Consider the following 25,624-nt stretch of genomic DNA (forward strand, 5'->3'; position numbering starts at 1 on the left):
ACCGGAGAGAAGAGCGAAGTTGTCCCCGACCAGCGAGACCGCACAGGGCGGCCGCCGACTCGTCATCGTCGAGTCCCCTGCCAAGGCGAAGACGATCAAGGGCTATCTGGGCCCCGGATACGTCGTCGAAGCGAGCGTCGGGCACATCCGTGACCTTCCCAACGGCGCCGCGGAGGTGCCCGAGCAGTACACCGGCGAGGTCCGGCGCCTCGGCGTGGACGTCGAGCACGACTTCCAGCCCATCTACGTGATCAACGCCGACAAAAGGGCGCAGGTCAAGAAGCTCAAGGACCTGCTGAAGGAGTCCGACGAGCTCTTCCTCGCCACCGATGAGGACCGCGAGGGCGAGGCCATCGCCTGGCACCTCCAGGAGGTCCTCAAGCCGAAGATCCCCGTCAAGCGGATGGTCTTCCACGAGATCACCAAGGACGCGATCCGGGCCGCCGTCGCCAACCCGCGCCAGCTCAACCAGAAGCTCGTCGACGCCCAGGAGACCCGCCGCATCCTCGACCGCCTCTACGGCTACGAGGTCTCGCCGGTCCTGTGGAAGAAGGTCATGCCGCGCCTGTCGGCCGGCCGTGTCCAGTCCGTGGCGACCCGGCTCGTGGTGGAGCGGGAGCGGGAGCGCATCGCGTTCCGGTCCGCCGAGTACTGGGACCTGACCGGCACCTTCGGGACCGGCCGGGCCGGTGACCCGAGCGACCCGTCGTCCCTGGTCGCCCGCCTGCAGGCCGTCGACGGCAAGCGGGTCGCCCAGGGCCGCGACTTCGACTCGCTCGGACAGCTGAAGACCGCGAACACCCTGCACCTCGACGAGGCGAACGCCCGCGCGCTCGCCGCCGCCCTGGAGAACACCCGGTTCTCGGTCCGCTCGGTCGAGTCCAAGCCGTACCGCCGCTCGCCCTACGCCCCGTTCCGTACGACGACCCTCCAGCAGGAGGCCTCGCGCAAGCTCGGCTTCGGCGCGAAGGCCACCATGCAGGTGGCCCAGAAGCTGTACGAGAACGGCTACATCACGTACATGCGTACCGACTCCACGACGCTGAGCGACACCGCGATCGCGGCCGCCCGCGCCCAGGTCACGCAGCTCTACGGCGCCGACTACCTGCCCTCGGCTCCGCGGACGTACGCCGCGAAGGTCAAGAACGCGCAGGAGGCGCACGAGGCGATCCGTCCCTCGGGTGATCGTTTCCGCACCCCCGCCGAGACCGGACTCACCGGTGACCAGTTCAAGCTCTACGAGCTGATCTGGAAGCGGACCGTCGCCTCCCAGATGAAGGACGCGACCGGCAACAGCGTCACCGTCAAGATCGGTGGCACCGCCGCCGACGGCCGGGACGTCGAGTTCAGCGCCTCCGGCAAGACGATCACCTTCCACGGCTTCCTCAAGGCCTACGTCGAGGGTGCCGACGACCCGAACGCCGAGCTGGACGACCGCGAGCGCCGGCTGCCCCAGGTCGCCGAGGGCGACCCGCTGTCCGCCGAGGAGATCACGGTCGACGGGCACGCCACCAAGCCCCCGGCCCGCTACACCGAGGCCTCGCTGGTCAAGGAGCTGGAAGAGCGCGAGATCGGCCGCCCGTCGACGTACGCGTCGATCATCGGCACGATCCTGGACCGCGGCTACGTCTTCAAGAAGGGCACGGCCCTCGTGCCGTCCTTCCTCTCCTTCGCCGTGGTCAACCTGCTGGAGAAGCACTTCGGCCGGCTGGTCGACTACGACTTCACCGCCCGCATGGAGGACGACCTCGACCGCATCGCCGCAGGTCAGGCCCAGGCCGTGCCGTGGCTGAAGCGCTTCTACTTCGGCGAGGGCGGCGAGGACACCACCCCCGGCGGCGCGGCCGACGCCGGCAACGGCGACGGGGACCACCTCGGCGGCCTCAAGGAGCTGGTGACCGACCTGGGCGCGATCGACGCGCGCGAGGTGTCGTCGTTCCCGGTGGGCAACAACATCGTGCTGCGGGTCGGCCGCTACGGCCCGTACATCGAGCGCGGCGAGAAGGACTCCGAGGGCCACCAGCGCGCGGACGTGCCGGAGGACCTGGCCCCCGACGAGCTCTCCGTCGAGCTCGCGGAGGAGCTGCTCGCCAAGCCGAGCGGCGACTTCGAGCTGGGCGCCGACCCGGAGACCGGCCACCAGATCATCGCCCGGGACGGCCGCTACGGCCCGTACGTCACCGAGGTGCTCCCCGAGGGCACCCCGAAGACCGGCAAGAACGCGGTCAAGCCGCGCACCGCCTCGCTCTTCAAGACCATGTCCCTGGACACGGTCACCCTGGAGGACGCGCTCAGGCTGATGTCGCTGCCGCGCGTCGTCGGCACCGACGCCGAGGGCCAGGAGATCACCGCGCAGAACGGGCGCTACGGGCCGTACCTGAAGAAGGGCACGGACTCGCGCTCGCTCACCTCCGAGGACCAGCTCTTCACGATCACCCTCGAAGAGGCGCTGCAGATCTACTCCCAGCCCAAGCAGCGCGGCCGGGCCGCCGCCAAGCCGCCGCTGAAGGAGCTGGGCACCGACCCGGTCAGCGAGAAGCCGGTGGTGGTGAAGGACGGCCGCTTCGGCCCGTACGTCACCGACGGGGAGACCAACGCGACGCTGCGCTCCGGCGACAGCGTCGAGACGATCACCCCGGAGCGCGGCTACGAGCTGCTCGCCGAGAAGCGGGCCAAGGCGCCCGCCAAGAAGACGGCGAAGAAGGCGCCCGCGAAGAAGACCGCGGCCGCCAAGAAGGCCGCACCGGCGAAGAAGACGGCGGCGAAGAAGACCGCCGCGAAGAAGACGACGACGGCCGCGAAGAAGGCACCCGCCAAGAAGGCGACGGCCTCCAAGACGGCCGCGGAGGACTGAGCCGGCCGTCCCGGACCGGCTCCGGGCCTCCCGGGACCACTGAGGCGTCTTCAGGCGTCCTCACATCGGCTTCGCATTGTGAACGCCCCGGCATCAACTTGGTGTCGGGGCGTGCGCAGCTGTGGACGGTCGCCGCGGGCTGTCCGTGGCTGCCGATAGGCTGAAAGCATGACGCGAGCCGAGCAGCCAACGGCCCCCCAGACAGACCCGGACGACGCGCTGGTAGCGGATTCCCGCGAGCGCGCCGTCCGCTCGCTGCTGCGCCGACCCGAACTGAAGCGGTTGTGGAGCGCCCAGCTCGTGAGCGGGATCGGCGACAGCCTGGCATTGCTGGTGCTTGTCGTGCTCACGCTCCAGGCAGCCGTGGCCCAGGGCTCCTTCGGCGGTGGCTACCGCGGTGCGGCGCTGGCGGTGGCGGTCGTCTTCGGGGTGCGCGTTCTCGCCACCCTGCTCTTCGGCGCGGTCCTGCTGGGCCCCCTCACCACGCTGACCGCACAGGACGGCCCGCTCGACCGCCGCTGGACCATGGTCGGCGCCGACGGCCTGCGCACGGTCCTGCTGATCATCGCGCCCCTGTGGATCGACTGGACCCCGGCGAACGCCCTGACGCTCGTCCTCGCGACGGCCTTCGTCACCGGGGTCGCCGAGCGCTTCTGGACCGTCTGCCGGGAGAGCGCGGCCCCTGCGCTGCTGCCCGCCCCGCCCCCCGAGGGCGCCACGGTCCGACCGCTGCCCGACCACCTGGACGCCCTGCGCCGCCTCTCGCTGCGGACGACGTTCCTCACGGTCCCGCTCGCGGCCGCCGCCCTGGTCGGCGCGTCGCTGGTCAACAACCTGCTGGGCACGGGCATCGCCTGGTTCGCCCAGCACCAGGCGGCCCTCGGCTCGTACCTGGCGGCGGGCCTGTTCGCCGCTTCCCTCTCGGTGCTGGTCTCCCTGGAGGTGCCCGGCACCCGCACCCCCCGCGCGCGGTCGCCGCTGGAGGGCCTGCGCCGGCCCAAGACCGCCGACGGCACCGACACCGGCCGCACCGGCGCCATCCCGCTCCTCGTGCTGGCCTGCGCCGCGATCGCCGGTGCCATCTCCGCCGCCGTCGCCGTCTCGGTGCTGCACGCCAGGGACCTGGGCGGCGGCCCGGTCCTGTACGGCCTGCTGGTGCTCGCCCTGACCGGCGGGGTCGCCGCCGGCATCCGTACGGCGCCCGCGCTGCTCCCGACGCTCTCCCGCCGCCGCCTGCTGTCCCTGGCGATCGCCTTCACCGGCATCGCGCTGCTGGCCGCGGGCCTGGTTCCCGACGTCACCACCGTGCTCCTGATCGTCGCGCTGGCCGGCATCGGCGCGGGTGTGGCCGCCAACACCGGGCACACCCTGCTCGACCAGGAGACCGAGGACTCCCGCCGGATCCGGACGACCGAGCACCTGCACGCGGTGGTCCGGGTCGCCATGGCGCTCGGCGCGCTCATCGCCCCCCTCGTGGCAGCGCTGATCGGACCGCACCGCCTGGAGAACGGCAAGTTCGTGTTCGCGCACGGCGGCGCCGCGTTCACGCTGATGCTGGTCGGGGCGCTGCTGCTGCCGGTGGCCGCGGTGGTGCTCGCCAAGGTCGACGACCGCGCGGGCGTACCGCTCCGGCACGACCTGCGGGACGCGCTGCTCGGCGGCGACGACCCGGCGCAGGCACCCACGGCCAACGGTTTCTTCATCGCCCTGGAGGGCGGCGACGGTGCCGGCAAGTCCACCCAGGCCGAGGCCCTCGCCGAGTGGATCCGGGCCAAGGGCCACGAGGTCGTCCTCACCCGCGAGCCAGGCGCCACCCCGGTCGGCAAGCGGCTGCGCTCGATCCTCCTCGACGTCTCGTCCGCCGGTCTGTCGCACCGGGCCGAGGCCCTGCTGTACGCGGCCGACCGCGCGGAGCACGTCGACACCGTCGTCCGGCCCGCCCTGGAGCGTGGCGCGGTCGTCATCTCCGACCGGTACATCGACTCCTCCGTCGCGTACCAGGGCGCGGGCCGCGACCTCTCGCCGACCGAGGTCGCCCGCATCAACCGCTGGGCGACCGCGGGACTCGTCCCGCACCTGACCGTCCTGCTGGACGTGGAGCCCGAGACCGCCCGCGAGCGGTTCACCGAGGCGCCCGACCGGCTGGAGTCCGAGCCCGCCGAGTTCCACGCGCGCGTACGAGCCGGCTTCCTCACCCTCGCCGCCTCCGACCCCGGCCGCTACCTGGTGGTCGACGCCGGCCAGGAGCCCGAGTCGGTCACCACCGTCATCCGGGCCCGGCTCGACACCGTGCTGCCGCTCTCCGAGGCCGAGATCAAGGCCGCCGAGGAGGCCCGCAAGGCCGCCGAGGAGGAGGCCCGGCGCAAGGCGGAGCTGGAGGCCGCGCGCAAGGCCGAGGAGGAGCGCGTCGAACGCGAGCGTCAGGAACAGCTCGCCAAGCTCCGTGCCGAGGAGGAGGAGCGCAAGCGCCGCGAGCTGGAGGAGGCGCAGCGCCACGAGGCCGAACGGCAGGCGGAGGAGGCCCGGCTGCGGGCGGAGGAGGCGCGCAGGCGGGCCGAGGAGGAGCAGGCCCGGCTGCTCGCCGAGGAGAAGGCCCGCGCGGAGGCCGAGGCCCGCCGCAAGGCCGAGGAGGAGCAGCGCCGCAGGCAGGCCGAGGAGGAGGCCCGGCTGCGTGCCGAGGCCGAGGAACGGCGCCTGGAGAAGCAGCGCAAGGCCGAGGAGGCACTCCTCAAGGCCGAGCAGGCGCGGCGCGCCGCAGCGGAGGCGGCCGCAGCGGCCGACATGGCCGCCCAGCAGTCCGCCGCACGGCAGCCGACGGCTCCGGGCGTCACACCGGAGGCGACGACCATGCCGACGCCGGTGGTGAAGCCGGACGCCCGGGACGACGAGACGACGGTGCTGCGTCCGGTACGGGACGAGCAGGCACCCGCGGCCCACGAGTCCGACGCCGAGGTGACGGCACAGCTGCCGCAGCCGCCGGTGCGGCCCGCGGGTGCGGCCGACGAGACCGCCGTACTGCCGCCGGTGCCGCCGGGCGCCGCGGACGAGACCGCCGTGCTGCCTCCCGTGCGGGACGACGCCGGGGCGCCCACCGACGGCCCCGCGGACCGGATGCCGCCCGGCTTCTTCCGGGACGAGCGTGCGGGCGCGAGCCCCGACGGCTCCGAGGACCGCACCCGCGAGATGCCGCAGGTCGACGCGGACGGCGCCGCCGACGGCCAGGCGCGGCGCCGGCGCCCCCGGCCCGACTGGGCCGAGGAGACCCCGCTGGACGACCTGCCGTCGCTGGCGGACGAGCTGCTGGGGTCGTACGAGGAGCCGGAGCACGACGACGAGCGCGGCCGCCGGGGTCGCGGCCGGCGCGGCTGAAGGCGGGGCTGACCGCGGACGGCCGCGCAGACACGGGTGCGGCGGGGGCGGTGCGGGCCGGGATGCCGGCCGCGCCGCCCCTCGTTGTCAGTGGGCACCCGCACAATGGAGTCCGGACCGCAAACACGGGACTTCGACGGCGAAGCCGGAGCGCCCGGATCTTCGAACCGGCACGTAGGGCGACCGCGGCATGCCGGGCATGCCGGGCATGACGTGAAGAACATGATGACCACGGCGAACATGACGAAAGGGCGGCGTGACCCATGACCGTGTGGGACGACCTCGTCGGGCAGGAGCGGGTGAGCGAGGTGCTCACCGCCGCCGCCCGGGACGCCGACGCCCTGGTCACCGCCGCCGCGACCGACCAGCCGCCGCCGGAGTCGTCGAAGATGACCCACGCCTGGCTGTTCACCGGCCCGCCCGGCGCCGGCCGCAACCAGACGGCGCGGGCCTTCGCCGCCGCCCTCCAGTGCGTGAGCCCCGACCGCGCCCTGGGCGGCGCCCCCGGCTGCGGCTTCTGCGACGGCTGCCACACCGCGCTGATCGGCACCCACGCGGACGTCACCACGGTCGCGGCCGTCGGCGCCGAGATCCTGGTCAAGGACATGCGCGACACGGTCCGCAAGTCGTACACCGCCCCGGCGACCGGACGCTGGCAGATCATCCTGGTCGAGGACGCCGAGCGGCTGAACGAGAAGTCGGCCAACGCCGTCCTCAAGGCCGTCGAGGAGCCCGCCCCCCGCACGGTCTGGTTGCTCTGCGCGCCCTCGCTGGAGGACGTGCTGCCCACGATCCGCTCCCGCTGCCGCCACCTGAACCTGCGCACGCCCTCGGTGGACGCGGTCGCGGACATGCTCGTCCGGCGCGAGGGCATCGAGCCCCAGGTGGCCGCGGCCGCCGCCCGCGCCACCCAGGGGCACGTCGACCGGGCCCGCCGGCTGGCCACCGACCCGGCAGCCCGCGAGCGCCGCGCGGCCGTGCTGAAGCTGCCGCTGCGGCTGGACGAGATCGGCGCGTGCCTGAAGGCCGCCCAAGAGCTGGTGGACGCGGCGGCGGAGGACGCCAAGCAGCTCGCCGAGGAGATGGACGGCAAGGAGACCGAGGAGCTGAAGGCGGCGCTCGGCGCGGCCCAGGGCGGTCGTCTGCCGCGCGGCACGGCGGGCGTGATGAAGGACCTGGAGGACATGCAGAAGCGCCGCCGCACCAGGACCCAGCGCGACAGCCTCGACGTCGCCCTCACCGACCTGACCGGCTTCTACCGCGATGTCCTCGCGCTCCAGCTGGGCTCCAGGGTCGCGATCGCCAACGCGGACGCCGAGGACTCCCTGGAGCGGCTGGCCCGCGCCGGTTCGCCCGAGGCCACGCTGCGCCGGATCGAGGCGATCGCGGCCTGCCGGGACGCCCTCGACCGGAACGTGGCGCCGCTGCTGGCGGTGGAGGCGATGACGATGGCGCTCAGAGCGGGCTGACGGCGGCATCCGACGCCCTGGACGTGCATGACGTTGACCGGGGTCACCCGTACGAGCCACAGTCGCCGTGCACGGCACGGAGATCATTTCCCGGCGTTACGCTCGATTGATGCACATCAGGCGAATCACCCGCCGGACCCCAATTCGATCCCGGGCCCACACCCGGACGATGGCGGCCGCCCTGCTCTCGGCCGCCGCCCTGCTCGCCTCCGCGTGCTCCTCCGCGGGGAGCGCGTCGACGGCGACGTCGGCGTCCACGTCGGCCGGCACCGCCGAGCTGGCCGCGCTGCCCCGCTCGACACCGTCCGCGCTGGCGCCGTACTACGCCCAGAAGCTCACCTGGCGGGACTGCGGCGTCCCCGGTTTCCAGTGCACGACGATGAGGGCCCCGCTGGACTACGCCGAGCCCGGCGCGGGTGACGTCCGGCTGGCGGTCGCCCGCAAGAAGGCCACCGGCAAGGCGAAGCCGCTCGGATCGCTGCTGGTCAACCCGGGCGGGCCGGGCGGCTCCGCGGTGGACTACCTCCAGCAGTACGCGGGCATCGGCTACCCCGCCGAGGTGCGGGCGCGCTACGACATGGTCGCCGTCGATCCGCGCGGAGTGGCCCGCAGCGAGCCGGTCGAGTGCCTGGACGGGCCGCAGATGGACACGTTCACCGAGACCGACATGACCCCCGACGACCAGCAGGAGACGGATCGCCTGGTCGCGGAGTTCAAGACGTTCGCGGAGGCCTGCGGGAAGCGTTCGGCGCACCTGCTGCGCCACGTCTCCACCGCCGACTCGGCGCGGGACATGGACATCCTGCGGGCGGCGCTCGGCGACCAGAGGCTGAACTATGTGGGGGCGTCCTACGGCACCTTCCTCGGCGCGACCTACGCCGGCCTGTTCCCGGCACGCGTGGGACGGATGGTCCTGGACGGCGCGATGAACCCGTCCCTGTCCGCGCGCGAGCTGAACCTCCAGCAGACGGCGGGGTTCGAGACGGCGTTCCAGTCCTTCGCCAGGGACTGCGCGAAGCGCCCCGACTGCCCGCTCGGCGACAAGGGCAGCACGTCGACGCAGATCGCCGACAACCTCGCAACGTTCTTCAAGAAGCTGGACGCGCACCCCGTCCCGACCGGCGACCCGGACGGCCGCAAGCTGACCGAGTCCCTGGCGACGACCGGCGTGATCGCGGCGATGTACGACCAGGCCGAGTGGGAGCAGCTGCGCGACGCCCTGCACACGGCGATGAAGGACAACGACGGCGCGGGCCTGCTCGCCCTCTCCGACAGCTACTACGAGCGGGACGCGGACGGCCGCTACTCGAACCTCATGTTCGCCAATGCCGCGGTGAACTGCCTGGACCTGCCGCCCGCCTTCACCAGCCCCGAGGGGGTCGAGAAGGCACTGCCCGAGTTCGAGAAGGCGTCCCCGGTGTTCGGCCCGAACCTGGCGTGGGCCTCGCTGAACTGCGCGTACTGGCCGGTGCGGGCCACCGGCGAGCCGCACCGGATCGAGGCGAAGGGCGCCACCCCCATCGTCGTGGTCGGCACCACCCGCGACCCCGCGACCCCCTACCCCTGGGCCCAGTCCCTGGCCGGCCAGCTCTCCTCCGGCCGCCTCCTCACCTACGTCGGCGACGGCCACACCGCCTACGGCCGGGGCAGCGCCTGCATCGACTCCGCGATCGACACCTACCTCCTCAACGGCGCCCCACCGGCGAAGGGAAAGCGCTGCTCATAGCCCCTGTGGCCGTCCCCGGAGCCCCCGCTCCGGGGCGTGTACGGAGCACCCCCGGAAACTGTGTAGACTTACCGAAGTCGCTGATCGCACCATAGTGCGGGCGACGCGCCGCTTTAGCTCAGATGGCCAGAGCAACGCACTCGTAATGCGTAGGTCTCGGGTTCGAATCCCGAAAGCGGCTCCACTGAAACCCAGCTCAGACGGTGTCTGAGCTGGGTTTTCTCGTTCAGCGGATGCGGCGACGGCGCTGGGCGCGGGCCGCCCGGCTATTGGCGGTCTCAGTTCTGGTCTCAGTTGGGGGTTCCGGCGAGGGATCCGCACTGGCCGGACCGGGCATGAACGCGTCTCCCATCCGGCGCATCGCGTCCTTCGTCAGGTGGGACCGGCCCTTGACGTAGCGGCGGGTCTGGCTGATCTGGGTGTGCCGGAGTATCTCCATGATCGTGGGCATGTCTACCCCGAGTTCGTTCAGGATCGTGCCCGCGGTGTGCCGGCTGCCGTCGTACAGGCGGCGGTCATCGATTCCGGCCTCTTCGAGCAGCTCCTTGAATTCCTCCCAGTCCTGGCGCGGGTCGAGAGGGCGACCGTCAGGGCGAGAGAAGACAACGCGGTGCTCCTCCCACCCTTCGCCAGCCACCGCCCGCATCGCGTCCTGCTGGGCTTTGTGCTCGACCAGGTACGGGATGAATGGCGGAGGGATGGGCACGGGGTTCTGGCTCTTCTTCGTCTTGGGGCGGGTGAAGACCAGTCCACCGCCTTTCCGGTAGGGGCAGGCGCTCGCGTGCTTCGTGCAGCCCTTCATGCAGGGCTTCGGACATCCGCGCTTGTAGCCCTTGTGCGTGTTGCAGTCCGGCGGGCACGGCTCGAACCGGTGGAGCCGGGCCCCGCAGGTGTGAGCGTTGACGCAGCCGTGGCGCCAGGTGAGCCGCTGTATCTGCCACTTGGGGTGGAACAGCTCATTCTCGAAATCAACGTAGGGCCACCGCAGCCCGAGCGTTTCACCCTGCCGGAATCCCATGCCGACACCGACGCACCACCGCATGAAGGTGGGCCGTTTTGCGGCCGCCTCCAGGAAGGCCTTTGCCTCTTCCCTCGTGAAGGGGTTCGCCTCGGTCTCGTCCACGGTGGGTGGGTCAACGAGGGTGGCGACGTTTTCGACAATGAGGCGGCGGCGGTGGGCGATTTTCAGGGCGCGCGACAGGATGCGGTGCACTTTGAGGACGTGGGAGGGGGCGTGTCCCTCATCGAGCATGACGCGGTACATCCGCTCCAGGTGTTCGGGCTGGAGCTTGTCGATGCGGTGCTTTCCGATGCCGGGGACGATGTCGTTCCTGATCTTGGACCAGTAGTCGTCCAGGGAGCGCGGCTTGAGCTTTAGGGACGCGATGTCGGTGAGGTAGGTGGTCATCCACTGTTCTACGGTCGGCTTGCGGCCGGCCTTGGGCGCGCGTCCCTTGTCACGCAGGTCTTCGAGTTCACGGACCTTGCGCTTGACTTCGGCTTCCGTCCGGGCGCGACGGTGGCGCCGGTCGGGACTGCCGTCGTCCTTAACGCCCATGGTGACGCGGCCGTGCCACCAGCCGTCGTTGCCCTCGTAGATGGACGATTCCATGTTCGGGTTGCGGGTGCTCATGCACTCCTCCATGCAGGAAGCCGCCCCGGACCAGGTGTCCGGGGCGGCTTCGCGAGTGGTCTGGTTCAGTTGGGGAGCAGTTCGAGGCTGTTCGCGTAGGCCTCAAGGACGTCCCAGCGGATGCGGCGGGAGCGTCCGCGCTTGACGTACTTGAGGTCACCGGCGGCCATCAGCTCGTAGAGGGTGGAGCGGCCGAAGCTCAGCACCTTCGCGGCTTCCTCCGGGGTGTAGAGCAACTGGGTGGGGGCGAGGACAGGGGTACTCATCGGGGCGTACACCTCCGGTGCTCGTGGGGGCTTCCCAGGGGGCCCGTGTGTGTCCGAGGTAGGGATTTCTGCGTCACAGCGTCACCCGCGTCACGCAGGCTTCTGACCGGCTGGTTTGGTGTGACGCAGAGGCGCGGGGGTGCGTCACGGGTGACGCAGGCTCTCGTCACCCGTGACGCAGGTGACGCGGCGTGACGCAGAGATGGGTGGTCTGCGTCACGCCCTTCTGCGCAGGTCACCAGCCGTTTTTCAAGATCGTGTGACGCTGTGACGCAGCGTTCCCCTACTTAGGAAAAAAGAGGGGGCGTCTGTGGTGGTGTGGTGCGGCTCAGGGCGTGAAGAAGGAGCCGCTTCGCGGCGCGATCTGGGGGCGGCGCGAGCGCCGAACAGCAAGAGGAGCACGCCGGGCCGGTGGTGCTCCTCTTGCTTGTACGGCCGTGGCGCCGGTCAGAACGTCTGCTGTTCGTGCGGCGGCGCGGCCTGGGTGCGGGTGAGCACGAGGTAGCGGCCCTCTCGGGTGCGGCCGGAGTCGATGAGGACGCCGCGGGCGGCGAGGGTGGGCTGTAGCCGCTTGAGCCGGTCGGAGAGCACCTTGCCGGTGGTCGGCCATCCCTTGGGCAGGGCCCGGAAGTCGTCTCCGGTGTAGACGCGGCTGAGGCAGTGCAGCCACTCCGTCGACGTCATCCGCTGCTCTGCCCCCGCCTCCAGACCGGCGGCGTACTGCAACACGGTCTGCGCCAGGAGGTCGCCCTCAATGACGTCGTCGTTGAGGTCATCCAGACTGGCCCGGTACGCCGTGAGCGCACCCAGACCGGTGGCCGCGTCGAGCTGCGCGCACAGATGGGCAAAGTCCGCCATCCGCAGGTCGGTCGGAGTCTCCGCTTCCGCCGCCCGGACCTTGACCGTCAGGTCCAGGAGCGAGCCGAGAACGATCGGCAGCACTTCGGCGTACTCCGTCCACAGCTCATCCTCGGTGCGCCGCACCCGAGGCCGCTCCAACCGCAACGGCAGCAACCGCTCCGCAAGGTCCGGCCGGATGACCCCGACGTCGATGCCCGTCAGGAGTAGGGGGCGACGGTAGCCGATGCGGAAGACGTCCCCGTCGGTGAACAGGGCGCGTTTGACGTCCTCGGCGCCGGTGACGATGCGGCACATGGCGTCGGAGAGGTCCGGCGTCATGTGGGAAAGGTTGTCCAGGGCGGTGACCCATCCGGCGGCCACGGCCGTGGTCAGGTTTTCCTCGTCCTTCGGGGCGCGGCGCAGGTCGCCGCTCATGCCCTCGATGATCCGCACGAGCATGCGCCCGCCGGTGGATTTGCCTGCGCCCTGCGGGCCGGTGAGGAACGGGGCGGGGACGGGCACGTTCGGAGCGAGGCAGCCGATGAGCCACGCGATGGCCAGGCACTCGGTCTCGGCGGTGGCGAAGTTGCACAGCCGCATCAGCAGGTCGATGCCCTTGCCGTCCGTGTCCTTGACCGGCATCGGGAGTTCCCCGGTGAGCTGGGTGCGCCGCCAGCACACCTCACGCGGGTCAGGGACGGCGATGTCCCACCCGGTGGGGTGGATGCGGACCGACTGTCCGTCGGCGCGGCCCAGGTCCAACCAGGTGGCCCCGTCGAACCCCGGCGCGACGCGGATGTACACAGCCTGTGTCTCCTCGGTGAGCGCGAGTGCTTCGATCAGGTCCAACGCCTCCTTGAGCGCGGTCCCGTTGAACACGCCGATCCCGTCCTTGAACAGGCCGACCATGAGTTCCTGGCGGTGACTGCCGGTGGTGCCCTGGGAGCGGATCGGGCGGGCGACGGGGTGGCCGTTGCGCTGCGCGTACACGGTCCCGTCGGCGGTGCGGAAGTACCGGAAGTGCGCCTGCGCGTAGTCGGTGATGATTTCGCGGGCCGGGCTCTTGTCGTCGTCGGACATGGTCACAGTCCCAACGTCGTCAGGGCGTTGGTCCACGCGTCGGTGCAGTGCCGGGCCGTTTCGCCCTTGGCCTGCGCGGCGGTGAACAGCCGGCGGACATGGGCGTCGGTCAGGCAGCCGCACCGGCCGTGCGTGGACAGGACCGCGAGGAACGTCCGGTAGACCGTCGTGTGAACCGCGCTACGAGCCTCGCTGATCCGCTGCACGCCCATGGCGATACCTCGGTCCAGATAGGTCGGCGTGCGGTGCGGGCACTCGCCCCTGTGGCCCCTCAGTGACACTGTGAGGCTCTGTGGCGCCCTACGAGCGGTGGACGGGTCCCTTACTGCCAGCGCGCGGACAGCGTCCGGCAGAGGGGCTGTAGCGCCCGTGCCGTTTCCGAGCCAACGCGCATACGCCATGAGGGACTTGATGTCCACGCCGGGCCGTACGGCGTTCGAGGACGGCATGGTGCCTCGGTAGATCCAGTGTTCGCCGCGCGTCGTGGGCACGGTGCGGGTGGCAGGCAGCGTCTCGCGGGCCCACTGGACGGCGGCGGGGTCGTCGAGGTCGACCACGGTGAAGCCGGCGCCGCCGGGGTGGTAGGCGACCGCCGCCGCCTGCTGCCACGCGGACGCCCACTCGTGCGAGTTGAGTACGTGCGGGTCGGTGGTGGCGGCGGCCCAGCCGTGGCACGGGAGCGGGCAGGCGCAGGGTCCGGGCGTCTTCATGTTCGGTCGGCCTCCGCACGCGTTGTGCGCGCAGGAGGGGCAGTTGCCGAACGGCAACTTTCCCTCTCGCAGGGGAAGCACGGGCAGGCCGTCGGCGGCCAGAGGCAGAGCGGTGCGCAGGTGCTCGCTCATGCTGCCACCACCAGCGCGGGCGCGAGGGAGGCGAGGTAGGTAGGAACGCCGCGAGGCGGCTCGGGCGCGGAGCCGTGTGTCGGCGTACTGAGAAAAGTGCTCAGGCGTGTACAGACGAACGTGCTCAGTCGTGGGACCGGGACGACAACCCTGCGGCCGTGGGGGTGTCCGCGAGCGTCCATGACTCGCCGGCGGTCTGAACCTGGAGCACGCGGGCGTAGGCTCTCAGGGATGCGGATCGGCGAGTTGTCCAAGCGCACGGGCGTGAGTCCGCGCTCACTGCGGTACTACGAAGAGCAGGGCCTGCTGACCAGCTCACGCTCCAACGCGGGGCAGCGCCACTATTCCGATGCTGCGGTCCAGCGCGTGTCACTCATCCGACAGCTGTTCGACGCGGGTATGTCCAGCAGGGTGATCGCGACTGTGCTGCCGTGTGTGGACGTCCCGGGTGACCTGGGCGTCGCCGAGGAGACGTTCACGGCGATGATGCGCGAGCGCGACCGGATCGACGCCGACATCGCGCACCTGATCGAGACCCGGGATGCACTCGACGTGCTGATCAGGGCCAACAGCCGACACCGGGCGGAGCTGTCCACGGCCCCGGAACCGGTGGCGCAGTCGGCCTGATGCTGTGATCTGCATCTCAGCCGGTTGCCCCTCACATCAATGTCAGAGGTGAGGATGGCGACAGCGCCCGGAATCACCGGGTCGGTCATACGAGAGGCGGCGGAAGATGGGGCAGGCGTGGGGTTTCGGCAGGTATGGCGGGCCCGAGGTGCAGGAGTTCTTCGATCGTCCCGATCCCGTCCCCGGTCGCGGCGAGGTGCTGATCCGGGTCGACGTCGCCGGCGTGAATCCCCTTGACCACGTTCTGCGCTCGGGTCTGGTCGACGGGCTCGACAGCGGGCGTCCGTTTCCCCGCGTGCTGGGCATGGAGGCAGCCGGAACCGTTCTCGCCCGGGGCGAGGACGTCGACGGGCTCGAGGTGGGTGACGCGGTCTTCGGCTTCGCACTCACCGGTGGCGGCACCTACGCCGAGACGACGGTGCTGTCCGCGCCGAACACCGCGCGCATCCCGGAGGGCCTGTCCGCGACCGTGGCGGCAACGCTGCCAGTAGCCGGGACGACCGCGGTGGACGTGCTCGACCAGCTCGGCCTCCCGGCCGGTGCCACGGTCCTGGTCAACGGAGTCGGGGGCGGGGTCGGCCTCGCCGTCGCCCGGCTGGCTATCGGGCGCGAGCTGCGTGTGATCGGCACCGGGAGTACCGCCAAACGCGAGCACGCCGAGGCCATCGGGGTGCGGTTCATCGACTACACCGCCGAGGACGTCGCCGCCGCGGCACGCGAGCTGGTTCCGGACGGCTTCGACGGGATCGTCGACCTGGCCGGAGGCACTTCGCTGCGGACGGTCGCTCCGCTGGCCCAGGATCCCCGCAACGTCATCGCTGTGGGTGATATGTCTGTGCCCGATCTCGGTGGGCGTTTCGTCGAGCGTCGCGTCGACCGCGAGAACCTGGAGCGGTCGGCCCGGCTGGCCCTCGACGGACTCCTCGCACCCGTAATCACCGCGGTCCATCCGCTCTCCGACGCCCCGGCCGCCCTCGCCACCGTCGAGAACGGTCACGCCTCGGGCAAGGTTGTCATCAAGGTGGCATGAGAAGTGCCCGGCCGTCTGACGCTGTCGACCGTCCATTGCGGACTGACGAGAACCCGTGGTCAGCGCATCATCAACTGAGCACGTTCACCTGTACGGGGTTGAGCACGTTCAGGTGTACGCCGACACCGTGCCAAGTAGCGGTCTCAATCGTGGTCTCAATCGGTGCTGATTCCGGTCACGTCTGCTGTTGTCCGCCGGAGTCCGTGAACCGCTGTGATCAGGCACAGTGCATGGTGCGCGGACGCCTGCGGACACCCCCGGACCAAGATCGGACAACTCGTAATGCGTAGGTCTCGGGTTCGAATCCCGAAAGCGGCTCTGAGAAACCCCAGGTCAGATAGTCGCTGACCTGGGGTTTCGTGTTGCTCGGGGCGTGACGCGTCACATGGCCGGGGCGCCGCGGGATGGCTTGCGTGAGCGATGCGTGAGCGGAGGGGCCAGGCCCTACTTCTTGGGCTTCTTCCGCCGGGCCTTCTTCTCGCCCTCGGCCTGGGCCTTCTTGGCGCGCTTGGCCTTCTTCCGGGCCTTCTCCGCCTTGCGTGCGGCTTCCTCCGCCTCCGCTTTCCGCTGGAGCGGGACCAGTTGGGCAGTGGCCTCGGCGGCGCTCTTGCCGACGTGAGGGAGGACGCTCCGGGGGAGGCCATAGGCACCCCCTGCAGTGTCCGCATCAGAACCTCGGTGAAAACGGGGCGGCAAGCAAGAAGAGGGGCTGGTCAGCGGATCTTCTTGCGTGAGCGGACTGCGCAGCATGGGCCGTTACGTCGTAGATCACGTGTCACTCAAACCCGCTTCTGACCAGGCAATTCCGGACGCCGAGGCAGCACTCGGAACCACCCGGCAAGCTTTGGCCAGGACTTTTGATCCACTGGTTGTGGGCTCGAGTCCCACAGGGCCTACGAGAGGTGGGCGGGGGTATGGTCCCCGACCTGCTCAACAGCGTCCGGGCGGCTTCGGTCGGCTCGGGCGCTATTTACTTCGGTCTCCGTGCGTCCCCGGTCTGGCCGGGGTAGGTGTTTGCCTACCTCCGAAGTGGGTTTCGGCCCATGGTGCTTGCTGGTCCCGCGCAGCAGCATGATCTCCAGGCCACAGCGCGTGGCCTGGATGACGAGACGGGGGGCGGATATGTGGCCGTTTCCGGTGCACGGGGCGGCGCCTTGGCCGGCGGGCGTGCTAGTGACGTTGACCGCGGTCTGCGCTGTGCTGGCCTTCAGGGCTGAGCAGGCGCGTGACCGGCCGGGGCGTATCGTGCGACCGGCCGGGCGGATTGGCTGGCCCGTCGTGGCAGGGCTGGTGGGTACTGCCGCGTACGGCAGTGTGCCGGCTCTGCTGCTCGCCCTGCACAACTCCACCGGAGGGGCCGGCTACGTCGTCACCGTGCCGGAACTGGAACCCGGCGGGCTGCTCCCGGCGGCACTGCTGATGGCCGGCTTGCTGGCCACCGTGCTGCTCCGCTCGGCGCGCGCCCCCAGGCGGTGGGTGCTGCCCGTGGTCGCGGCGGTGACTGGGGAACTGCTGGAGTGGACGTACTGGCTCACGCATTCCTCTGCCGGCTATGGGCCGACATTGCTGAACGTCCTGGTGGGCTGTGTGAGCGTCCCGGTACTCGCCGCCTTCGCCGGTGCGGCTTTGCGCTGGCTGGCGAGCGGCAGGCCCGCGCGTCTGGCCGCAGCCGACGCGTCGAGGTCCGCGCGCTGGGCCCTGCTGCTGCCCGCCGTCGTGGTGATGACCGGTGACCTGCTCGGCCTCGATCTGTGGCAGTCCGCGTCGCCGGGCACCGGGATCGGGCCGTCAGCGCTGGGTTACCTAGTGGGGCTGGCGCTGTTGGCTGCCGTCGTGGGCGGGCTGGTGCGGTGGCCGAGGGCGGCGGCGGATCTGGCGACCCTGGGGCTGGTGGGGATCGGGGTGTACGACGTCGCTCAGAGCGGGTTCGGGCAATCCCTGGTGGTGGTGCAGAAGTTCGGCTCCCCGCGCGGGCCAGCGCCGTTGCTCCCCGTGGAGACGGCCCACCATGCGTCGGTCCTCGGCGGGATCCAGGGGGCAGTGCTGCTGGCCCTCGGGCTCTGGCTGCTGCCGCTGACCGTGTTGCCGGATGCCAGGCGGCTGTTGGGGCGGGGTCCGGATCCGGCGCTGACCCGGCGGGTACGGGAGCTGACGGAGACGCGGGCCGATGCGGTCAGCTCCGCGGCCGCGGAGCTGCGCAGGATCGAGCGGGACCTGCACGACGGCGCGCAGGGGCGGCTGGTCACCATCGGGATGAACCTCCGGGTCGCCGAGGAGATGATCCACAGCGATCCGCACGAAGCCGCCGCACTGGTCGTGGAGGCCCGCGTCGCCTCGGCGGCGGCACTGCAGGAACTGCGCGGCCTGATCAGAGGGATGCACCCGCCGATGCTGGCCGACCGGGGCCTGGGCGAGGCGGTCCGGGCACTCGCACTGGACCTGCCCCTGCCGTGCGATACCGAGATCGATCTGCCCGAACGGCTCGCCGCACCGCTGGAGTCGGCCTGCTACTTCGCCGTCGCCGAGGTGGTCACCAATGCCGTCCGGCACGCCTCGGCGCACGGCCTCCAGATCCGCATGACCCACACGGACGGGCTGCTGCGCATCGAGGTGGTCGACGACGGGGTGGGCGGCGCGGATCCCGCCCGGGGCACCGGGCTGGCCGGGGTGGAGGGACGGCTGGCGGCCTTCGACGGCATCCTGGCGGTCAGCAGCCCGCCCGGGGGGCCGACGATCGTGGTCATGGAGGTGCCGTGCGCATAGTCGTCGCGGAAGATCTCTTCCTGCTCCGCGAGGGGCTGGTCCGGCTCCTCAAGGCACGTGGGTTCGAGATCGTGGCGGCCACCGACAGCGCGCCGGGCCTGCTCGGCGCGCTGCTGGAGTTCCGGCCGGACCTCGCGATCGTGGACATCAGGCTGCCGCCCACCCACACCGACGACGGACTGCATGCGGCGCTGACCGCCCGGGAACGGATCCCCGGGCTGCCGATCCTGCTGCTCTCGCAATACGTCGAGCAGATCTACGCCCAGGAGCTGCTCGCCGACCAGGCCGGAGGGGTCGGCTACCTGCTCAAGGACCGGGTCTTCAGCGACGACCAGTTCGTCGACGTGATCCGTACGGTCGCCGCGGGCGGCACGGTCATGGACCCCGAAGTGGTCACCAAACTGCTCGGCCGCCGCAGCCGTGGCGAACGCGAAACCCTCTCCAGGCTTACCGAGCGGGAACGCCAAGTGCTTGAACTCATGGCCGAGGGACGCTCCAACAGCGCCATCGCGAACCGGCTCTTCATCAGTGAGAAAGCCGTGTCCAAGCACAGCACCAGCATCTTCACCAAGCTGGAGCTCGCCCCCTCCGACGACGACAACCGCCGCGTGCTGGCCGTGCTCGCCTACCTCATGTCCGCGCCGCGGGAAGGCCGCCTTCCGCCAGGCCACTGAGCTGATCCAGACCGAAACATTGCCGGCACGGGCCGACGTCCCAAGCGCCGGGCGTAGCCCAGTGCTGCCCAGAAACCCCAGGGAGGGACCATGACAATCCCGCCGTTCATGACCCAAGAAGGAATGACACGCCGCCGCATGCTCGGAGCCGCGCTGGCGGTCGGGGCCGCCGTGCCGATGGGCGTCGCACGCCCGGCGTGGGCGGCTTCGACCGCCCCGGGCCCAGTGCAGCTCACCCTGCCTGTGCCCACCGGACCGTACCAGGTGGGCACGGTGCCCCTGCACCTCGTCGACGCTTCCCGTCCGGATCCCGTGGCCGGCCCGGGGCATCACCGCGAGTTGATGGCCAGCCTCTGGTACCCCGCACGCAGGGCGGAGGACCTGCCGCGTGCCCCCTGGATGGCTGAGGGCGCGTTGCGGGCGCTCCTGACGGACGCCGGCTTCACCCTCGACCCCACCCTCGGCCCGCTCACCGCCGGGCGCGTGGGCGCGCCCGTGCACCGTACGGGCCAGCGCCTGCCCGTCATCGTGTACTCGCACGGCTCGGGCAGCCACCGCGGCGACCACACCATCATGGTCCAGGAACTCGCCAGCCACGGCTACGCCGTGGTCACCGTCGACCACACCCACGACACGTTCACCGAGTTCCCCGACGGCCGGGTGGTCACCCCGGGCGACGTCCCGATGTTTCCGAGGGACTTCGCCGCGGACCTCCGGTTCCTGCTCGACTGCGTGGAGAGGCTCGCCGCCGGGCGCAACCCCGACGTCGACGGCAGGCCATTGCCCCAGGGCTTGCTCGGCGCCCTCGACCCCCGGCGCACCGGCGCGTTCGGCTGGTCGAAGGGCGGCACTGCGACCGCGCTCACCATGCTCGCCGACCGGCGCGTCCGCGCCGGGCTCAGCATCGACGGCCCGATGCAGCCGACCATCACCGCCGACCTGGACCGGCCGTTCATGATGATGACCGCCGTGTTCACCCGGGCCGCCATGCCGGACGTCGCCGAATTCTGGACGCACCTTCGCAGCTGGCGGCTCGACATCCAGGCCGACGGGGCCATCCACAACTCATACGGCGACAACGCGACCCTGATCCCGCAGGCGGGCAAGATCCTCGGGATGACCGACCATCAGATCCAGGACTGGATCGGCACCCTCGACCCGGCCCGTGCCGTACGGATCCAGCAGACGTACCCGCTTGCGTTCTTCGACCTGCACCTGCGGCACCGGGGGCAGGGGCACCTGCTCGACGGCCCGTGCCCGGCCTTCCCGGAGGTGAAGTTCATCCCATGAAGCGACGGCCGCGTCACTCCCGGTCGACTCGCCACCATGACAACCACCATCTCCTGTTGTCGCGGACTCCCCGTCGGTATTCGTGCACGGTCGGGTCCTGCTTTGGGGCGGGTATGTGTACTGGTCAAACCCACGGTCTGCGTGAGCGGATGGTGCGGCACGAGCCGTCACGAGCCGCACCGCGCATCACAGCGCACTACCCGTCACGATCTTGCAGGCACTCGTAATGCGTAGGTCTCGGGTTCGAATCCCGAAAGCGGCTCCGGGAAAGGCCAGGTCACGGTACACGTGACCTGGCCTTTTTGTTGTTTCTAGGGGTCCGTGCGGCTGTCTCCGTCAGAAGGTGCCGGCGTCCTGGGGTGCGGACGAGGAGGAACCGGCCGCGCCGGCCTTCTCCCCCGGAGGAAGCACGCCGGCGGCAGTCCGTACGCGGCAGGCGCGCGTGTGCCGGTACAGCACTTCGACCTGGACCCGGCGGATGGACGGTCTGCCGGCCCGAAGCCGGAGGGATCCCCGGCCCGTGTGTGATCCCAAGTGGGACATCGGTGTTGGATCCTGGCGAATTCAGGAGGCAAACGTGAAGTATTTCACGACCTGACTTCGCTTGGTTGGTGGATCTTGTGCGCTTTATCCCTTCGTAAGGGCCTGGTTAACGAACTGTAAGTACTCATATTTTTGCGAGCCGGCTGTTTGACCGAAGACGGCCAGTCGTAGCCCAACAGGGCTCTGTGGGGGAGCAGTTCATATGAATACGCATAGGGGGAGGCGTCGACTGCGCACAGTCGGCGTCGTGCTCTCCGCGGCCTTCGTGCTGGCGGCGAGCGCATCCAACGGCGCCAGGGCGGTCGCCGACGAGAACGCCGTCACCTCGGCCGACGCCGCCGCCAAGGCCGCCGCCGGTGACGGTACGGGCGAGGACGCCGAGGCACTGGCCCAGGCCGCGCGCACGGGCAAGCCGGTGGAGATCGTCTCGTTGCGCGGTGAGAGCAGCGAGGTGTACGCCACCCCGGAGGGGCACCTGGAGGCCCGGGAGCATCTGCGGCCGGTGCGGACCCGGGTGGACGGCGCATGGCGGGACATCGACACCACACTGATCCGCGGCGCGAACGGAGCGGTGGCGCCCAGGGCGACGACCGTCGGTCTGACGTTCTCCGGCGGGGGTTCGTCCCCGCTGGTGAGGATGACGAAGAACGGGCGTGCGCTGGCGCTCTCCTGGCCCGAGGACCTGCCCTCCCCCGAGCTGAGCGGGAGTACCGCCACCTATCCGGACGTCCTGCCCGGTGTCGATCTGCGGATGACGGCGCAGCAGGACAGCTTCACCCAGCTCCTGGTCGTCAAGTCGGCCGAGGCCGCGGCGAGCGCCGAACTGAGCCAACTGCGGCTGAAGCTGGACGCCGACGGCATGCAGGTCGAGGAGACCGCCGACGGCGGTCTGGCAGCGGTCGACCAGGGAGCCGGTAGCGCCGTCTTCGAGGCTCCCCGCCCCCTGATGTGGGATTCCAGTACCGGGGCGCCCGCCTCCTCGGCCCGGTCCGGGTCCACTGCCGGATCCGCCCGGACGACGTCGTCCAGCGCCGCACGGAGTTCCGTGGCTGCCACCAGCGCCCCCACCGCCTCCGAGGCCGGCGCAGCGGAGTCCGGCAATGTGGCCCCGGTCGGCGTGGACGTTCCCGCCGCGCAGGACGCCCTGGTCCTGACGCCCGACACCGGCGTGCTCAGGGGCAAGGGCACGGTGTACCCCGTGTTCATCGACCCCCAGTGGTACTCCCCGAAGGCCTCGGCCTGGACGATGGCCTCCAAGTACTGGGCGTCGTCGCCGCAGTGGAAGTTCAACGGCGACTCGGACGCGGGCCTGGGGTACTGCAACTGGTCGTACTGCGCGCCGTACGACACCAAGCGGCTCTTCTACCGGATCCCGACCTCGAAGTTCGCCGGGCGGACCGTGCTGCAGGCGGAGTTCGTGGTCCGCAACACCTGGTCGGCGTCCTGCTCGGACCGGAGCGTGGAGCTGTGGCGCACCAAGGACATCTCCTCCTCGACGACCTGGAACTCGCAGGACAACAGCGCCTTCTGGATCGATCACCTGAGGACGGAGTCCTTCGCCTACGGGTACACCGGCTGCGCGGCGAAGGACGCGGAGTTCGACGTGAAGTCCGCGGTGCAGCAGGCCGCCGACAAGAAGTGGTCGACGATGACGTTCGGCATGAAGGCGGCGAGCGAGACCGACGGCTACGCCTGGAAGCGGTTCTCGGACGACGCCTATCTGCGCGTCCAGTACAACCGGCCGCCGCCGCAGATCAAGATGTCGCAGCTGACCATGGAGTACGGCGGCTCCTGCAAGAGCTCCGCCAGTGCCGCGCGGGTACGCACGCTCGGCAAGATCTACGCCAACGACGTCACCGACCCCGACGGTGACTCCGTCTCCGTGGAGTTCCGGGCGAGCTGGGACACCGGTGACGGCAAGGGCGTCGTCACCCGCTGGAAGTCCGGTCCGACGACGGCGAAGAAGTCCGGCTCCGACTTCGCGATCACGCTGCCGTCCTCCATTCCCGCCAACAAGACGGTCAACTGGTACGTCCACTCCTACGACGGGGCCCAGTACTCGCCGTGGTCGTACACCGGTGACCCGACCGCCTGTTACTTCGTGTACGACACGAGCGTCCCCAAGGCACCCGCCATCTCCTCGGCCGTCTACCCGGCCTCCGACCCCGAGGACCCCGACGACTCCTGGTACGACGGAGTCGGCCAGTACGGCGACTTCGTGATCACCGGGGCGGTCTCCGACGTGACGAAGTACTGGTTCGGTCTGAACGGCGACCCGGTCTCGGCCAACACGGTCACCACCTCGGGCGGAGCGGCCAGAACCGTGCCCGTGCTGCCGGTCAGGCCGGGCCTCAACACCTTCACGGCGCGGTCCTTCGACTCCGCGGGCAACGGCTCCGAGATCCGCACCTACCAGTTCCGGGTCAAGGCGGGGCAGCGCGAACGCGCCGACTGGGCCATGGACGAGACGGCCGGCGCCTCCCAGGTGGCGGGCAGCGCACCGGAACAGACCGCGACCCTGTACAACGGCCCGACGCCGAACGTGGAGGGCAGGTTCGGCAAGGCCGTGCAGTTCGACGGCGTCGACGACTACGCCGCCACGGACATCGCCACCATCAACACCGACGTCAGCTTCTCGGTGTCGGCCTGGGTGAAGCTGTCCGCCATGCCCTCCGGAGCGGCGGTGGTGGCCTCCCAGCGCGGCAACAACGCGCCGGGCTTCGAGCTGTACTACTCCAAGAGCTACGACCGCTGGGTGTTCAACCAGTACAGCGCCGACACCACCGCCGGCACCCCCGTCCGGGCCATGCAGGCCGCCGCGGGCGGGGTCAAGGCGGGGGAGTGGACGCATCTGGTCGGCATCTACGCAGCCGGTGAGAAGCTGCTGAAGCTGTACGTCAACGGTGCGCTCGCCGGCACCACGGCCTACTCCACGGCCTGGAACGCGCGGCGCGGCATGGTGATCGGCGGCAGCTTCCTCAACGGCACGCCGACGTCGCCCTTCCCGGGTGCCATCGACGAGGTGAAGACCTTCGAGAAACCGCTGTCGGCGGCCGAGGTGTCGAGCCTGTACAGCACGAACGCGATCGGCGACGGCCGTCCGGCCCGCGCGGTCTTCCACATGGACGACGCCGCCGGCGTGACCGCGCTGAGCGGCCGGGCCGATGCGAACCCCGCGGTCCTCAAGGGCGGCGCCACCACGGGTGCGACCGGAGCGGACGGCAACGCGCTCACCCTGGACGGGACCGACGACTACGCCACCACCGCCGGCCCGCACATCAACACCTCGTACAGCTTCGCGGTATCGGCCTGGGTGAAGCTGGCGAAGACCAAGCCGGCCCACGCCGCGACCGTCGCCACGCAGATCGGCACCACGGTGACCGGGCCGGAGCTGTACTACTCCAGCTCCTACGACCGCTGGGTGTTCAACCAGCACAGCGCCGACACCGCCGACTCCACGGTGGTGCGGGCCATGCAGCCCGACGGCACCACCGCGTACGGCGGCGAGTGGACGCATCTGGTCGGCGTGCAGGACACCGAGGCCGACAAGCTCTCGCTGTACGTCAACGGGACCCTGGCCGGCACCACGGCCCTGCCCTCGACCTGGTATGCCGGGGGCGCGGTGCAGATCGGTGCCAGCGCGTTCGCGGGCGCGGCCACCTCGTTCTTCCCCGGCCAGATCGACGACGTGCGGCTGTTCGACCGGCCGGTGTCGGCCGGCGAGGTGCAGCAGCTGTTCAAGCAGCGCGCTCTGGTCAAGGGCCGCTGGAAGTTCGAGACGGCCACCGGCACCCCGCCGGCCTCGCCCGACGCCTCGTCCTCCGGTAACGCCATGACCCTCTACAACGGCGCCCAGACGGGCTCGGGCTGGGTCGACGGCGCCGTCGCCCTCGACGGCACGGACGACTACGCCGCGGCCTCCGTGGTGCCGGTCGACACCAGCGCCAGCTTCACCGTGAGCGCCTTCGTCCAGGCGGCCGCCACTCCGACGAGTCCGGTCACCGTCATGAGCGCTCCCGGTACCAAGAAGAGCGCGTTCGCGGTGCGCTACGAACCCAGCGCCACCCCGGCCACCGATCCGGGCCGCTGGCGGATCGCCACCGCCGACTCCGACAGCGACTCCGCCACCGTCTCCGACATCGGCAACGGCATGTTCTACAGCCCCACCGACTGGAACCACGTGGCGCTCGTCTACGACGGCTTCTCCAAGGAGATCCGCCTCTACGTCAACGGCGAACTCCAGGAGACCGCCTGCGCCGACGCCGACGACGACGGGGTGCAGGACGACGCGAGCTGCACCGACACCGTCTCGTGGGCCGACGACGTACTGACCTACAAGGCGGCGAAGACCCTGCAGCTCGGCCGTGACACGACCGGGACCACGTCCAGCGGGTACTTCCCCGGTTCGCTCTCCGACGTCTGGGTCTTCCAGGGCGCGCTGACCGAGACCCAGATCGACCACCTCGCCGTCGGCATGCCGGGCGTGGAGACCGCCGTCCCCAGCGGCGACTGATCAGTTCAGCCACCGGGAGTGGGGGGGGGGGGGGGGGGGGGGGGGGGGGGGGGGGGGGCACGCCACGAGACCGCCACCCCCCCCTTGCTTCGACCTCCCCCCCCT

Annotated in this window: 15 protein-coding genes and 1 tRNA gene; 11 read left to right on the plus strand and 5 right to left on the minus strand. The window is 70.7% G+C overall.

The features are described 5' to 3' along the window. Positions 1 to 19: 19 nt before the first annotated feature. From topA to ACZ63F_RS41105, 5 genes are all read left to right on the plus strand, one after another. Positions 20 to 2,854 (plus strand): type I DNA topoisomerase, encoded by a 2,835-nt coding sequence (gene topA, locus ACZ63F_RS41085; RefSeq protein ID WP_469718974.1) that lies wholly within the window; start codon positions 20 to 22, stop codon positions 2,852 to 2,854. A 168-nt stretch (positions 2,855 to 3,022) separates the two neighbouring features. Then, the gene (gene tmk, locus ACZ63F_RS41090) at positions 3,023 to 6,223 is read left to right on the plus strand and encodes a dTMP kinase (RefSeq protein ID WP_469718975.1); all 3,201 of its coding nucleotides are present in this window, start codon (positions 3,023 to 3,025) and stop codon (positions 6,221 to 6,223) included. A gap of 263 nt (positions 6,224 to 6,486) precedes the next feature. Next, on the plus strand, positions 6,487 to 7,692 hold the full coding sequence (locus ACZ63F_RS41095) for a DNA polymerase III subunit delta' (protein WP_352363470.1): 1,206 nt from the start codon (positions 6,487 to 6,489) through the stop codon (positions 7,690 to 7,692). 109 nt (positions 7,693 to 7,801) lie between these two features. Beyond that, a complete protein-coding gene (locus ACZ63F_RS41100; RefSeq protein WP_469718977.1) occupies positions 7,802 to 9,418 on the plus strand; it encodes an alpha/beta hydrolase in 1,617 nt (538 codons plus the stop codon). 107 nt (positions 9,419 to 9,525) lie between these two features. Then, positions 9,526 to 9,602: transfer RNA gene (locus ACZ63F_RS41105), tRNA-Thr, on the plus strand. 42 nt (positions 9,603 to 9,644) lie between these two features. Here ACZ63F_RS41105 and ACZ63F_RS41110 read toward each other — a convergent pair. The 4 genes from ACZ63F_RS41110 to ACZ63F_RS41125 form a co-directional block, all read right to left on the minus strand. Continuing rightward, a complete protein-coding gene (locus ACZ63F_RS41110) occupies positions 9,645 to 11,051 on the minus strand; it encodes a tyrosine-type recombinase/integrase (protein WP_469718979.1) in 1,407 nt (468 codons plus the stop codon). 65 nt (positions 11,052 to 11,116) lie between these two features. Beyond that, positions 11,117 to 11,317 (minus strand): helix-turn-helix domain-containing protein, encoded by a 201-nt coding sequence (locus tag ACZ63F_RS41115; RefSeq protein WP_469718981.1) that lies wholly within the window; start codon positions 11,315 to 11,317, stop codon positions 11,117 to 11,119. A 447-nt stretch (positions 11,318 to 11,764) separates the two neighbouring features. Further along, entirely contained in the window at positions 11,765 to 13,237 is a 1,473-nt protein-coding gene (locus tag ACZ63F_RS41120; RefSeq protein WP_469718999.1) for an ATP-binding protein, read from the minus strand. A 2-nt stretch (positions 13,238 to 13,239) separates the two neighbouring features. Beyond that, entirely contained in the window at positions 13,240 to 14,079 is an 840-nt protein-coding gene (locus tag ACZ63F_RS41125; protein WP_469718982.1) for a bifunctional DNA primase/polymerase, read from the minus strand. A 231-nt stretch (positions 14,080 to 14,310) separates the two neighbouring features. Between ACZ63F_RS41125 and ACZ63F_RS41130 the strand changes: the two genes are divergently transcribed. Both ACZ63F_RS41130 and ACZ63F_RS41135 read left to right on the plus strand, forming a co-directional pair. Continuing rightward, positions 14,311 to 14,706 carry a MerR family transcriptional regulator gene (locus ACZ63F_RS41130; RefSeq protein WP_469718984.1) on the plus strand — a complete coding sequence of 132 codons (396 nt, stop codon included), beginning with the start codon at positions 14,311 to 14,313 and terminating at the stop codon, positions 14,704 to 14,706. Between the two features lie 106 nt (positions 14,707 to 14,812). Continuing rightward, positions 14,813 to 15,736 carry an NADP-dependent oxidoreductase gene (locus tag ACZ63F_RS41135; RefSeq protein ID WP_469718986.1) on the plus strand — a complete coding sequence of 308 codons (924 nt, stop codon included), beginning with the start codon at positions 14,813 to 14,815 and terminating at the stop codon, positions 15,734 to 15,736. Between the two features lie 444 nt (positions 15,737 to 16,180). On the opposite strand, the gene ACZ63F_RS41140 is transcribed toward ACZ63F_RS41135, so the two are convergent. After that, positions 16,181 to 16,432 (minus strand): hypothetical protein, encoded by a 252-nt coding sequence (locus ACZ63F_RS41140; RefSeq protein WP_469718988.1) that lies wholly within the window; start codon positions 16,430 to 16,432, stop codon positions 16,181 to 16,183. Between the two features lie 582 nt (positions 16,433 to 17,014). Between ACZ63F_RS41140 and ACZ63F_RS41145 the strand changes: the two genes are divergently transcribed. The 4 genes from ACZ63F_RS41145 (at position 17,015) to ACZ63F_RS41160 (ending at position 25,519) form a co-directional block, all read left to right on the plus strand. Continuing rightward, positions 17,015 to 18,499, plus strand: a complete 1,485-nt coding sequence (locus ACZ63F_RS41145; RefSeq protein ID WP_469718990.1) for a sensor histidine kinase — start codon at positions 17,015 to 17,017, stop codon at positions 18,497 to 18,499. Next, positions 18,490 to 19,173 (plus strand): LuxR C-terminal-related transcriptional regulator, encoded by a 684-nt coding sequence (locus tag ACZ63F_RS41150; RefSeq protein ID WP_469718992.1) that lies wholly within the window; start codon positions 18,490 to 18,492, stop codon positions 19,171 to 19,173. The genes ACZ63F_RS41145 and ACZ63F_RS41150 overlap by 10 nt, the downstream gene beginning before the upstream one ends. A gap of 123 nt (positions 19,174 to 19,296) precedes the next feature. Then, on the plus strand, positions 19,297 to 20,463 hold the full coding sequence (locus ACZ63F_RS41155) for an alpha/beta hydrolase family protein (RefSeq protein WP_469718994.1): 1,167 nt from the start codon (positions 19,297 to 19,299) through the stop codon (positions 20,461 to 20,463). A gap of 745 nt (positions 20,464 to 21,208) precedes the next feature. After that, entirely contained in the window at positions 21,209 to 25,519 is a 4,311-nt protein-coding gene (locus ACZ63F_RS41160; protein ID WP_469718996.1) for a LamG-like jellyroll fold domain-containing protein, read from the plus strand. Positions 25,520 to 25,624 lie beyond the last annotated feature (105 nt).

The organism is Streptomyces sp. NPDC104761 (assembly GCF_055583445.1).